The following is a 12811-nucleotide window of genomic DNA, read 5'->3' as shown; positions in this document are numbered from 1 at the left end:
GAATGGTCTCGTTTGCTCTTGTTTGTCCCCATTTATATTAACAGGGAGTCACTCTGTACCGCTATCCCATTTCGCCCGCCCCTTTTCGCTTGATAAAGCGCGCTATCTGCATAACTGTATAAGCGGTCCCAATTCTCTTCACCTTGCTGAGAAAACGCAACGCCGATACTTACTGTGACATTTATTATGTGCTCATCAACGCCTATTTCCAGATTGGCTACGCTCGTTAATATTCGGTCGGCGATGCTTTTCGCCTCTTTGTCGGTGATTGCAGGCAAGAGGATAGCGAACTCTTCGCCGCCTAAGCGACCAACGACATCCTGACGACGTACGTAAGTTTGTAAACTGCCTGCCACTTTTTTTAAAACTACATCGCCTGCCTGATGGCCATAGTTGTCGTTGATATGCTTGAAATGATCAATGTCGATCATAAGCAGCGCCGTTTTACCCGTTGAAGTAAGCGAGCGTTCCACTTTTTTTAAAAACGCTCTGCGGGTTAAAACCCGGGTCAGTTCGTCTGTATTGGCCAGCCGCTCCCAATGAAGCTGCTTTCGCGTTAACTGCAACATGGGCAGGATCAAAGCGGTAGACATGGTCATGAGTAAATGGGTTAGTAACATGATCTGTATCCATGTGCCTGATAATTGAATACTCATTGTCACAGGTTGATAAAGCAGGATCATACCCTGCAAAAACATAACTGCCGCGTGAACAAATAATGCAATCCGAAGTGCGGTGTAGCCTACAAAAGCGTGGGTTCGGCGTCTGCAAAAACACCCTTCTGTAAGCAATAAACTGGCAGCCATCAATAAACAGGTCACGCCATTTAAGGTGTGCGGATACATCGACGACGCGGCAATGACGGCCAGGCCAATCACATAAAATTTGTTAATCTGTTTTTGTTGTTTAGTTGGCGAGCTGGTCAGCTCAAAACGGTTTAAACCGATAAACAAGCAATAACAGGCGGTAAAAAGTGCAATACTGGCGAGCGGTACTAATAATACATATCTTTCGAAGTGATAAGCTGCGAACAGACTCGATGCACCCAACGAAAACAGCCCACAGGAGCTGGCCCAAAAAAGGTACGCAGGATTTTCCTGATGGTATCGGTTGAGCATGACAAAATATAAACACACCATTAAGTTAGACGCGATGGCGATGGCAACGCCGAATGGGAGAACTTGTTCCATCCTGTGAATTCCTGCGAAAAAGATAAGTCCATGTGGTATGTAAAAAAGGATGACAAGAACAACATCCTTTTTAATGCCACCAAAATTGAGTATAGCAACCCAATACGCGGGCAAGGTGGGACAAGCTCAGTGAGTGTTAATACTTAGGTATTAGTGGAAATACAGTTTAGTTTGGAGGCCCCACAGCATAGCTGTGGGGCGGGAGAGATTAGAAGCGGTATTCTACACCAATACTGGCTTGTTTAAGGTCAGTATCAAAATTGGTGTCATCAATATCTTCGATGGCATCTTCAGCATCTAAATCAGCATCATACACGGTATATTCAGCTGTAATTAAAAATTGGGGGTTAATTTCATACGCTACACCGCCGCCAACAAAAAGGCTTTCATCGTCGTACTTCCCTTTGACATCACCAAGTTTATAATCGGTTTCCCACCATAGCTGACCCAGTTTACCGTAGATAGAGAATTTTTCAGTAATGGGGTAACTACCTTTTAAAGCAGTAGTAAAGCCATCAGTTGACGCTTCGGTTATATCATTTCCATAATCGCCAAAATTGATATATCCACCTTCTAAGGCGAAATACTGATTAAAACGATAGCCAACAACCCCTTGCCAGACATCTTTGTCATCGTCAAATTCATCATCGCTGTCCACCCGAAGCCAGCCATAATTCGCTCCAACATACACCCCTTCGTTATATTCGCGGTCGTAGGTACCTTGTTCCTGAGCGAAAGCGTTATATGATGAAAGTGCCGCCAAACTAGCTATTGCAGTGAGTGTTTTCTTCATAACTTCATTCCTTCTGTAGGTTATACGATTAACTTTTTCGACATATGACCTACTTCAAGCTGCGTACCAAAGCACAGGGAATGGATGAAGAATAAGCTATATTTAATTTTAGGTGGGTCATATTTAATGTTGCAGGTGTTTTTTTGCGCGCCAGTAAAGTTGGCAGGGCGCAGTCGTCAAAAAGTTTGCTTTCTCATTGGCTCCCCAATGTTGCAGGCTTTACACAGTGACCCTGCAAAATAGTTGGAGTTTATGTGAGGGGGAAGGAGGAGTCAGCTAACCAGAATAAGACATTTGCGCCGGGTTTCTTCTTAGCAGCGTGATGAAGGCGCAGTAATGCCACTCTCAGGGGGGAGCGCTCTAGCGATAACGCTTACTAAGTTATCAAGCGCGGCAACTTTTACTGTCTCCCCTAACTGTTTCTGCGTGATTTCCAGCCCTCGCAAAGCTTTGGTAAACTGTCCAGTCCGCTCAGATGCCTTTTCTTCTAGGTTATTTTCTGGCTAAGGTAAGGCATGTTTATACTCGCATTTTTCAAGTTCACTAAAAATTTAACCTGATACCAACCTCAAAATGTCTGCCTCCATTTGCACAAATTCACATGGCGCTTAAACATCATTTCAACCCGCTCCCATCGCATTGCTGGCATCGGTGAGGGATTTCCCAATGTACCCATCGATGTTGATGACGTTGAGAAGCCAATCTTTGAGTAAGAGTTGCTGAATATTTTTTTAAAAAGCACCCACATTATTTACCAAAACTAAGCGCTGGGGGTATCCAGTATGTTTTTTAGGGAATAATTCAGCGAGTGCGTGGAAAGACACTTCAGCCACCGCATGTGAAGTACGTAGTGTTTGATTGAAGCAAGTTAATGAAAATGTAATCTGTAGCCGCAATTCTACTATGCTGTCTTCACACTGGCTCACGAAAACTCGTCCAGTGAAAATCGCCATCTTCATTAACAAGGTGTGGTCAGTAATTTGCGGTTTTCATATCTGTGATCCCACCTTCAAATTCAACTATCGGATAGCTACGGGGTGGGGGACGTAGTGAGGGGATAGGAGAAAGCCCCTTATACGTGAGAAGCTTTACACTGCATGGGACCCAGCCTGTCGATTGCTCCGCCGCTTTGATGAGATAGCTTTTTTTGCTGAAATCCAGTGATCCCTAACGGGGCCCAGGTAAGCGTCAGAAAGGTCGCGATGTGCTCGTTGTCCTTTACCTAAGCCAAACCTCAGAGGTTGACCCTTTTGAGAAAGCACCAGTGAACCAAATAGCCTATCCCATACAGCCAACGTAGTGCCAAAATTTTTGTCAAAATGCGCTGGCTTCGTGCTGTGGTGAATTTGGTGTTGAACAGGGCTGATCAACCACTTTTCAACCCGCTGTCCCCAATGCCACTTCACGTGAGAATGGCGCAAGTTCGAACCGAACATATTAAATATAAAAATAAACAAATTAGCCCCCAGGATATCTATCATGGATAATGCGGGTCCGAACAGATAATAGCTTAAGCCTACCGCTATACCTTGAGCCACGGCCATGCGCGACGCATATAAAAAGCTCTCCAGTGGATGTGAGCGGTACACTGTTAATGGGGTCAGAACTTCAGCAGAGTGGTGTACTTTGTGGTAATGCCATAAAAAAGGTATTTTGTGCATTAAAAGGTGCAGAATAAAACGCGTAAAATCATCCAAAAGAAACAGGATAAGTGTAAAGCTAAATAAAACCACATCCGGTCGTTTCGCAATAGGAGCAATGTGCCCAAAGCACACTTCAAGTAAATCTGAGAATGCCAACGCGATAGGAACCATGGTGAGTACGACCGGTGCCCACAAAAATGCTCGAATCAATCGGTTAATAACGAGTAATTGATAATCAAGTCGTGCAGAACGGTGCCACCAGAGTTTGCGTGGAAACAAAAACCGAGCTAGCGCGGGAAGGGTCCGTTGCCCGCTCTGAGCGGCAAACACCAGGGCAGCGCACACTATAGCGCCAATCAGATAACCAAGAAAGAGCCTGCTATTCGCATCAAAAAGCGAATTGGCTAATTGTTGAAACTCATTAAATAGCAGGTCCATGATGGCGTATATATTAAAAGCTATACTTGTAGCCGAGCTGGAACTGGCGCGCTTTATTGGGGCGCGCACCATAAGGGCGGCGACTCACAATATTTTGCTCATCTAATATGTTGTCCACTTTAAAATAAATGCGGCTGTTATCGCTGAAATTATACCCAGCACTTAAGTCTAGGTTTAGCAAGGTGTCAGTTTCGTGGCCGGCCAATGTACTGTCACCTCCAGCGTCCGTTAATGCTGACTGGGCAGATTCAGGCATACTGTCTGAATAACTGATAATTAGAGTGATATCAAACAGGCTGGCCTTAACACCTGCAGAGACCGCCAGCATATTTTCAGCTAAATAGGGGACGGGATTCCCTGCAGTTACAAAGCCCCATTGCTCAAAAGCAGAATAGAAATTGTCTTTAAACTCTGACTGGGTATGGGTATAGGTAACAGATAGAGGAATTTGCCAGCCGTTATCTAAAAAAAGATTTTCCTGATAACTGCCTTCCAACCCATATACGTCGACATTTCCGGCTACGAAAGTCAGGTCGGTGTCACACCCGGCAGACTGGGAGCATGACTCTAGCAAGTTTGAATAGTCATTGAAAAAACCTACTAGCTCCGCCCGTTGCCAGCGCTCCACATAGCGCCATCCTAATTCATAGTTAACACTTTTTTCTACTTCCACCGACTCTGCCTGAATGGGACTGGTAGGCACAAACCCTTGGTGAACGCCGCCAAAAATCCCATTGTTGTCGTCGATAGCGTAATAAGCGTTTATGCCAGGTAGCCAAATACGCGTCGTTTTATTTTGATAATCCTGTTCAAAGCCTGGAGTTCGATTCTGATAAAACCCTTTGATTAGTTCGCCTCTGACACCTGCGCTAAGGGTTAATTTGTTTAATTGAATCGTATCAGCCACATAGACAGACGTGGCTTCAGTACGCTCAGTGTTTGTCGTGGTTGCCACGATTTCCTCGCCTGTAAGGATGAGTATGCCATTTTGCATTAAAAAGCTGGTTTCAGTGTGATTGCGCTGAATTTCATCTTCGTGCCAGCGGACTCCTGCACGCAACTGGTGACTAAGTCCTAGTACGTTAACATCCAGGTTGCCATCCATCGCAATTCCCTGAGAGTAAAACTCACGATCATTATTTCCCAACAGCAGTTTTTCTCTTACCGTACTGTCGCTTGTACCACGAAGCACCTCATAAAAGCGCTGGTTCTCTTCACTGTCAGGGCTGGTGAGTAATTCGAGTAGAGTAGGGATTTGCCCGCCCAGGGAACTGGCGAAACCATTTAATTTAAACCAGGCGCGTTCAAAATTGTTGCGATAAAGGCGTGTAGTAACATCGAAGGTACTGCCCGCTAAGTAGTGGGTGAGCTGAAACTGATCATGTTGCCAATTCATATTATCGAGCTGGCTTGCCGCATAACGCCGATAAGGGTTTTGGGCAAAGTCTTCGTCGGTCAAACCCAGGTACGTTTCCTTACTGTCTTCTTTACCATACCCTGCTTTTAATTCTACGAACTGATCATAATTGTCAGTACTCAGATCATAACGAATTTTCGCTAGGTAATCCTGTTTGTCAAAACCCGTTTGGTTGCCACTTTCGAGCTCTTTAAAACCATCACTTGAAAGCGTCAAGCCTTCCAGTAGGAAACCTAACTTTTCAATGGAATTGCCATAATAAGCGTGCCCTTTGTGATAGCCATCCGTACCCGCAGCCACATCCAAGCCCAACGTTTGCTCGGTGGGCACTTGACGGGTAATCAGGTTTAACGCGCCCGCTACAGTATTGGGGCCGTACTTTATCAAAGAGGGGCCTTTGGTTATTTCCACTGCCGTCATCCGGCTCATCATTGGAAAATAGTAGGCGGCAGGTGCCGAATAAGGCGCCGGTCCGATTAGAACCCCATCTTCCATTATATTAATCTTTTTACTTCTTTCCGGCGTGACGCCCCGAAAGCCTATATTGGGGCGTAAGCCGAAGCCATCTTCCTGTCGAATGTTTACCCCAGGAACGGTAGCCAACACCTGGGCGATATCATCAAATTCCATCGTTTCCAGTTCAGCTTCATCAATTAAGGTAACTGAACCTGCGGCGGTATCTAGCTGCTGTTGATTGCCAATAATACTAATATGTTCAATGGAAGAAGCATCATCTGCGGTTACGCAGACACTTTTGGAGAGTATGGCAAGAGTAAATAATGAGAGTGTGTGCTTTTTCATAATATTTTTAATTAATCGTTATCACCGGCTGACGTGGCAGGAAGTTCTAAGGACAGGCTTTCGATAAAATCCGTTTTCATGGTATCAGTAACGGTCTTGACATCGTCGTGCAGGCTCTCAATTTGCTCAGGACTATCCTCAAGGATAGAACTGAAAGAACCATTTAGGCTTTCTGCATAAGCAATCGCCGCTTCAATATCCGTGCGTAACCGCTCAGCAGTATCGTTATCGCCTACGTCACTTAAAAAGTCATTAAAACCCGTATCGCTTTCTTCCCCTCCTAAAAAGAGGGTTCGTAATGCTTTCAAATTAGCAATAATATTTTGTAGCGAGTGGTCTGCATAGACTGATTCTGCATTCTGCGGGCAGGGCGAGGTTCCGCAATCGTTAGCTGCAATCCCCACCGGCGTGGCAATCTTTGCGTCCTTCGTGACCTCTTTCACATAGAACATAGCATCTGAGATATCGTTCACCGCTTCTAAAGAGGTGCTAAAACGGCTATCAGGCTGGCCTGCGTTTTTAAGTATATTGCCGTAACCCGTATCACCTGACCATTCGCTAACTAAGTTATTTGCATTGTTAACTAAATCGGAGGCGACAATCTCAGCGTAGTCGCAACGGGCCTGTTTGCGCTGCTCATCGGTTAATTTGTCCCAGTTGTCGGGTTCCGTGCCAGCGACAGTACAGGTGTGCTCTAAACTTGTGTTGAAAAGGGTATATTCAAGTGCATCCAATCCGCGCCTGCTGGCCGTGCGGGTGCTGATATCATAGTTATCATCTTGTGCCCTGACGACCTCCTGATCGACGGCGCAGGTACTCACGTTTGGCCATGAATAAATGCGATTGCGTAGGGCAAAATCATTCTCAGCTAAGGGACCAATCTGCATGACTTCGGCTAATTGCCAGTTATGCATGGCGGCTCTCCAGCCGTCTTGCGCGTCTGACTGCGCAGATGCCGGATTGCTGTTTGTTCGCAGCGCTTCACAATAAGTGCTGACGGACTGGTGTAATGTATCGGCTTTAGTGGCAAAAGCCTGGTAGGTGGGAACCAACACGTTATCTACCACGGAGGCAATTAAAGCGGACTCATTGAAATTGTTTTCCACAGGAGTCGTTGAAGGATGGCCATATTGTGTGCCGGTTTCGCTGCTGGTGCTTTCTCCACAACCAGCTAATGTGATGGCTAAACCGATGGCAGATAGACTGAAGGCTATTCGTTGTTGCATAAACTTCTCCAAGCACGCAAAAAACGAAGTCACCATGAAGAGATGACTCCGTTAGTTTTCATTTAGTGTTAAACCTTATCGGATTACCAGTTTTGGACATCTGCATCGCTAAATGAGTAAGCGTTCTGAAGAATATCGCGCGCCTGGGCTAACGAAGCGATATACGCATCTACTGCTGCGGCATCCGTTAACACCGGAGCATCGCCAATTAGTTCATGAAGCGTTATAAAGTCAGCGTCGTTAACTGCTGAGCGTGGATTGAACTGAAGCCCCAAGGCAAAACCTTTCATTTCAGACCAGTGTTTAGCTAAATCAGAATAACTAAATTCATCAGTGCCGATGGCTTCCAGGTCAGCAGTAGTATCGTTAATATAATGCACGATAGTCGCCGCAATGGATTGTTCCCACGCCGAAACTGCTTCGTCGCGGTGCTCTTGAAGTGACGTCATTTGCTCCGCAGTCAGTGCCGTTCCTGCTGTTTCATTTAATAGTTTACGACCTGCTAAGAATGCATTTATTGCTTGTGCAGTAAGGTCAACCTCTGTTGTCGCACCTAAATCTCGCTTAGCAGCATTGGTCGATTGACCGAAGTTAAATTCGCTCTCAAAGTCAATTTCGCCATCGCTATTGGAGTCATGATAACCTTGCCAATCGTCGCGACCGCCTTTTTTCGCAATCTCTTCATCGCTGTAGGCCAAATAGTCGCGTGCTGCACCAAAATAACCAAATCCTTCATCAAACTGGTGCTCTAAAGACGTATAATTTTCGTCAGTATTGGTGTGATCTGATTTCAAACCCTTGCCGTCGGTGTCATCATCCAGATAGTCGTCCGTACCTTGTGAATAGGCAACTGACATCAAAAGGAACTTTTGGATAAGTTGCTTTAGATCGCGACCATCATCAGTGAGATAAATTTTGGTAATGTCTTGTCCAAAGGGGTCTTGACGAACTGTACCATCAAGTTGTGTTTGCGCGTTATCAGCCAGCTCATCAAAGAAAGCTCTGACCAATGCCTCAGGTGTAGTACTACCCACTGCACCCCAGCCGGCAAATTCCGTGTTCCAATCTTTGTGTTGACCGACTTCATCATTACCTGCAATTTTGCCTACCAAGTTTTTATCGGACGAGGAGACTTCGGCCAACGTCTGTTGCTGCGCAGCAGGATCGGTAGTAGTCAATAATGCTCTTTCGGAAAGAGCGGCATAATCAGATACCTCAAAGTACGAATTTAATGCCTCGAGTACCGCCGCTTTATTTTGATGGGGCATGTTAGTATCGAACGTGGCTGTGTCGCCTAATTGCGTATCAATTAAAACTGTCAAATCATTGATTAACAAGTGACGGGCTATCTGACCACTATAGGATACAGATGATTCCCCATTGACGAAGGCACTTTCAAAACCGTAGTAATCCAATAAATCATTCACTTCGATGGTTAAAGTCTTAGTAAATGCTGCATTGGCACTATCAGTTACCGTAACTTCAACATCAACGGACGCTGCCTGCTCATAGTCGAAAGATACATTTTCTGCCAACGACAGGGTATCTCCATCAATAACAAATTTGTCGTTTTCAGTAGTAAAGGTAAACGTATCATTGCTGTCGGCGTCTGTTGCTGACAGCGTACCGATCGTTACCCCTTTGCTGTTCTCGTCAACTGTTGCTGCAGATAAACTGATATCCGTTGGAGCAGAGTTTGTCGGTGTTGGCGTCGGAGTTGGAGCGGCGTCATTGTTAGAAGAGCCACCGCAGGCTGACAGAACAAACAGGCTAGAGATAGAGAGTGCAAGAAGCGTTTTATTCGGCATTGCTATTCCTTTAATTCTAAAATCTGCGCACATTATGCCAAAATTTAAATGAGAATCAATATCACTTGCATCAATTTTTGCAATTAGATGAGTATGCTGTTGTGTTACTGTGATGAGTGAGAGAAAGCGCACGCTTAGCGCGCGCTTTGGTGGTTTATTTAAGGGGTAGTATTAGTGAACGAGAGAGGTCTGTCATTGAGGACACGAACTTCCCGCTGCGGAAAGGGAATTTCGATACCATGTTCACGTAGTGTCTCAAACACAGTTAACAGCAAATCTCCGCCCACGCGATTTTTGCCATCATCAATCCCCTCCATCCAGAATTCCACAAACATGTTCACGCCGGAATCCCCAAAGCTATCTATTTCGCAGTCTGGCCGTTCTTCAAAAGGCACATCCTCCCCGCTAATAACTTGTGGGTGCTCGGCCACCGCGTTTTTAATAATTTCGCACATGGCTCGAATATCTGTTTTATACGCGACCGCAAAATCAATGCGATAACGTTGTTTAGGATCTTTATGCGTCCAGTTAATCAGCAGTCCACTGATGAATTTTTCGTTAGGAACGAGAATGTCTTTGCCATCATAGGTTTCCACCACGGCATAGCGCATCTTAAACTCGCGTACAAACCCCTTGGGGCCTTCCTCCAGCTCTACGAAATCTCCTACAGTAAGAGACCGATCAAGCAAAATAATGATGCCAGAGATAAAGTTGGAAGCGATAGACTGCAAACCTAGGCCCAACCCCACACCAACCGCACCCCCGAATACGGCGAGGGCGGTGAGATTGATGCCCATAATATTCAGCAGTAATAAGAAGGCAATACAGAACAGTGCCACTTCAAACAGCTTGGCCATCACCTCCTTGGTGGTGATATCCAAAGCGGTATGGCTGCGGATCATATCCTGCCCAAGGTTGTTTGAGGCACGCCCCAGCCAGAACAACAGGGCACCGAATAAGATAACCCGTACTACTCCATAGGCTGAAATATCCACATTTCCCACTTCAATTGAAATAGATTCCAGCGCGCTTACCACCACGGGTAGTACACCAATCATATGTAAAAATATGATTGGCAGCCCTACCCAGCGCAACAGTAACGCCACCGTTTGGCTGCCGACAAATGCCCGGATAAATGAATTTAAAAAAATCAGAACGGCGATAATAAAGGCAATTTTAAGTAGCCAGGGATCAAGTTGGTAACGCTCTCCCAGCGTCGCTGAAAGTTTGAGAAAGGTGATCACCAGTATCGGAAAGACTGTTCCTCCCAGCTTATAACCCAGCACACGTAAGGCATGTGCCCCCGCATCGGGAGGCGCATCCATAAAGGGAACTTGGCGTCGAATAAGTCGGGCAAAGACAAATGCACAAACATAAATCAGGCCAATAGCAAGTAACTGCCATAAAAAATCGGGACTGAAAATAATATCTTGCGCAGTATTGGACGCCCGCTCAAAAAGGGACGCTACTTCGTCAGTAATCATTTGTTTTTCTGTTTTTTTCACACGTGACTGTTGTATTCATCTTTAAGCGACTCGCCCTAATTGTCAATCCGAGTAATGCTAAATAGACATTATACATAACATTATTTTAGTTGATCATGGCGCACAATCGATCAAAAATACACTGTACATATAAACAGTATTAAGGGATGCATTATGCAGTTTTTACCGGTATACGCACATGCGTCGATCATCGGATTTGAATCTCCAGCTGGGGAATACATTGAATCCTCTCTGAGTTTAGATGCACTCTTAATCGAGCATCCTCACGCCACCTACCTTGGCATTGCCAAAGGGGAGTCGATGGTGGGCGATGGGATCTTTGATGGGGATCTGCTGGTGGTATCGCGTGCCGAAAAAGCCAGAGACGACAGCATTATTGTGGCGACGCTGAATGGTGAATTTGTGTGCAAGCGATTTCACAAAAAACAGCGTTTGTTGATGTCTTCGAATGTCAACATGCCTGCCTATCACTTGTCGGAGGAGGATGAGTTCTGTGTTGAAGGGGTCGTTATTCGATCTGTTCGCCTGCATAAACGTTTGAGTTCGTTACAATAATGTTCGCGTTAGTTGATGCGGTAAGTATGTACGCCAGCGCCGAAAAAGTATTTGATCCTGCCATCCGCGATAAGCCTGTACTGGTGTTATCTAATAATGATGGCTGTGTAATCGCGGCGTGTCCTATAGCCAAACAGTTGGGACTAAAGAATTTTGTACCATTCTTTATGATAGAGAAACAGGCCAAAGCGCTGAATGCAGTAATTCGAAGCAGCAATTATGCCCTGTACGCAGACCTTAGTAGCAGAATGATGGATGTGTGTGCGTTGAGCTGCCCTGAAGTGCACATTTATTCAATTGATGAATGTTTTCTCAAGTTCGATTTTCACGACACAGAGCAAAACTGGTTCAACTTTGGCGAAATGTTACGCCGCAAAATTTGGAAAGAAGTAAGGTTACCTGTCGGAGTGGGCTTTGGCCCCACACCGACCCTGGCAAAAGCGGCCAATCATGCGGCGAAAAAGGTCGAGGGATTTAATGGCGTAGCGGTATTAGACGACGAAGACGCACGTAAACGGGTACTTAATAAAATGTCGGTGACAGACGTGTGGGGAGTGGGAAAACGGTTAGGAATTCGATTCAATCAAATGGGAATTCGCAGTGCCCTGGATCTGGCGCGTCAGTCTCCCTTGCAGATGGGAAAGCAATTTAGCATAGTGGTTGAAAACACTGTGAGAGAATTACAAGGAGAGGTGAGATTAAGTTGGCAGCAAGAGCGAGCAAATAAGAAAGAACTGTTTAGCACCCGAAGTTTCGGCGAGCGTATTACCGACAAAGCACAACTTCGTTACGCGCTTAGCATGCACGCTCAGATAGCTTGTCGAAAATTGCGTAATCAGAAAAGTGTGGCGAAAAGCGCAGTGTTCTTTGCCGCAAGCTCGCCTCATGATTCCAAAGGGTATTATAAAGAAACGGTTTTTAAGCAATTTGAGTGGGCCACTGCCGATACCAGTGTGGTGCTCACGGCGGCGCATAAAGCAGTGGAGACTATTTATAAGGCAGGAGTAAACTTTTATAAATGTGGCGTCGGATTATTAGATCTTGCTGAAGAAGTGAATCAACAAAAGGACTTATTCACCATGTCTGCCGATAAAAAACAATTAATGGCGTGCCTAGATTCGATCAATACGAAATTCGGTCGTAATGCATTACAATTTGCCGCAGTCGGCGCTGAACAGCAATTTCACATGAAACAAGCCTTCCTGTCCCCACGATATACCACACGCTGGAGTGATATACCGCGCATAAAATGTTAAGCGTCAGGGTTCTAGCTTTGCATTGACTCACTCGTTGTAAGATTCCTTTCGCATTTTACAGGATGCATGCGTTGGGAATAAGAATTAGTTTGAAGATGGCTCTGGCAAAAGGGCCTGATGTAAAGCCTTAAACGTTAAATTCGAAGGCAATGCTTATTCGTAATGAACAATGCGTAGAT

The 12811-nt window shown here is 45.4% G+C and carries 9 protein-coding genes; 2 read left to right on the top strand and 7 right to left on the bottom strand.

Annotated features, from left to right (window positions below):
• Positions 1-32: 32 nt before the first annotated feature.
• From OPS25_RS02910 to OPS25_RS02880, 7 genes are all read right to left on the bottom strand, one after another.
• Positions 33-1190 (bottom strand): GGDEF domain-containing protein, encoded by a 1158-nt coding sequence (locus tag OPS25_RS02910; RefSeq protein WP_265616159.1) that lies wholly within the window; start codon positions 1188-1190, stop codon positions 33-35.
• Positions 1191-1398: 208 nt separating this feature from the next.
• Complete coding sequence (locus tag OPS25_RS02905; RefSeq protein ID WP_265616158.1) at positions 1399-1983, bottom strand: porin family protein; 585 nt, start codon at positions 1981-1983, stop codon at positions 1399-1401.
• Positions 1984-3071: 1088 nt separating this feature from the next.
• Complete coding sequence (locus OPS25_RS02900; RefSeq protein WP_265616157.1) at positions 3072-4064, bottom strand: sterol desaturase family protein; 993 nt, start codon at positions 4062-4064, stop codon at positions 3072-3074.
• Between the two features lie 13 nt (positions 4065-4077).
• Positions 4078-6282 carry a TonB-dependent receptor family protein gene (locus OPS25_RS02895; RefSeq protein ID WP_265616156.1) on the bottom strand — a complete coding sequence of 735 codons (2205 nt, stop codon included), beginning with the start codon at positions 6280-6282 and terminating at the stop codon, positions 4078-4080.
• An 11-nt stretch (positions 6283-6293) separates the two neighbouring features.
• Positions 6294-7508: an imelysin family protein gene (locus tag OPS25_RS02890; protein WP_265616155.1), complete on the bottom strand. Its 1215-nt coding sequence runs from the start codon at positions 7506-7508 to the stop codon at positions 6294-6296.
• Positions 7509-7591: 83 nt separating this feature from the next.
• The gene (locus tag OPS25_RS02885) at positions 7592-9316 is read right to left on the bottom strand and encodes a DUF4856 domain-containing protein (RefSeq protein ID WP_265616154.1); all 1725 of its coding nucleotides are present in this window, start codon (positions 9314-9316) and stop codon (positions 7592-7594) included.
• 158 nt (positions 9317-9474) lie between these two features.
• A complete protein-coding gene (locus tag OPS25_RS02880; RefSeq protein ID WP_265616175.1) occupies positions 9475-10800 on the bottom strand; it encodes a mechanosensitive ion channel family protein in 1326 nt (441 codons plus the stop codon).
• Positions 10801-10971: 171 nt separating this feature from the next.
• Between OPS25_RS02880 and OPS25_RS02875 the strand changes: the two genes are divergently transcribed.
• Both OPS25_RS02875 and OPS25_RS02870 read left to right on the top strand, forming a co-directional pair.
• Positions 10972-11376 (top strand): LexA family protein, encoded by a 405-nt coding sequence (locus OPS25_RS02875; RefSeq protein ID WP_265616174.1) that lies wholly within the window; start codon positions 10972-10974, stop codon positions 11374-11376.
• Positions 11376-12632 carry a Y-family DNA polymerase gene (locus OPS25_RS02870; protein WP_265616153.1) on the top strand — a complete coding sequence of 419 codons (1257 nt, stop codon included), beginning with the start codon at positions 11376-11378 and terminating at the stop codon, positions 12630-12632. Before OPS25_RS02875 ends, OPS25_RS02870 begins: the two co-directional genes overlap by 1 nt.
• The last annotated feature ends 179 nt before the right edge of the window (positions 12633-12811 follow it).

It is taken from the genome of Alteromonas aquimaris (genome assembly GCF_026183695.1).
GTDB lineage: Bacteria > Pseudomonadota > Gammaproteobacteria > Enterobacterales > Alteromonadaceae > Alteromonas > Alteromonas aquimaris.
The sequence above is the reverse complement of the archived record's forward strand: the minus strand, read 5'-3'. Positions and strand labels throughout refer to the sequence as shown.

What these genes read in the sequence shown, in the direction of transcription:
- OPS25_RS02895 (WP_265616156.1), bottom strand. Translation starts at nt 6,282, where the DNA reads ATGAAAAAGCACACACTCTCATTATTTACTCTTGCCATACTCTCCAAA.
- OPS25_RS02905 (WP_265616158.1), bottom strand. Translation starts at nt 1,983, where the DNA reads ATGAAGAAAACACTCACTGCAATAGCTAGTTTGGCGGCACTTTCATCA.
- OPS25_RS02880 (WP_265616175.1), bottom strand. Translation starts at nt 10,800, where the DNA reads ATGATTACTGACGAAGTAGCGTCCCTTTTTGAGCGGGCGTCCAATACT.
- OPS25_RS02900 (WP_265616157.1), bottom strand. Translation starts at nt 4,064, where the DNA reads ATGGACCTGCTATTTAATGAGTTTCAACAATTAGCCAATTCGCTTTTT.
- OPS25_RS02870 (WP_265616153.1), top strand. Translation starts at nt 11,376, where the DNA reads ATGTTCGCGTTAGTTGATGCGGTAAGTATGTACGCCAGCGCCGAAAAA.
- OPS25_RS02885 (WP_265616154.1), bottom strand. Translation starts at nt 9,316, where the DNA reads ATGCCGAATAAAACGCTTCTTGCACTCTCTATCTCTAGCCTGTTTGTT.
- OPS25_RS02910 (WP_265616159.1), bottom strand. Translation starts at nt 1,190, where the DNA reads ATGGAACAAGTTCTCCCATTCGGCGTTGCCATCGCCATCGCGTCTAAC.
- OPS25_RS02890 (WP_265616155.1), bottom strand. Translation starts at nt 7,508, where the DNA reads ATGCAACAACGAATAGCCTTCAGTCTATCTGCCATCGGTTTAGCCATC.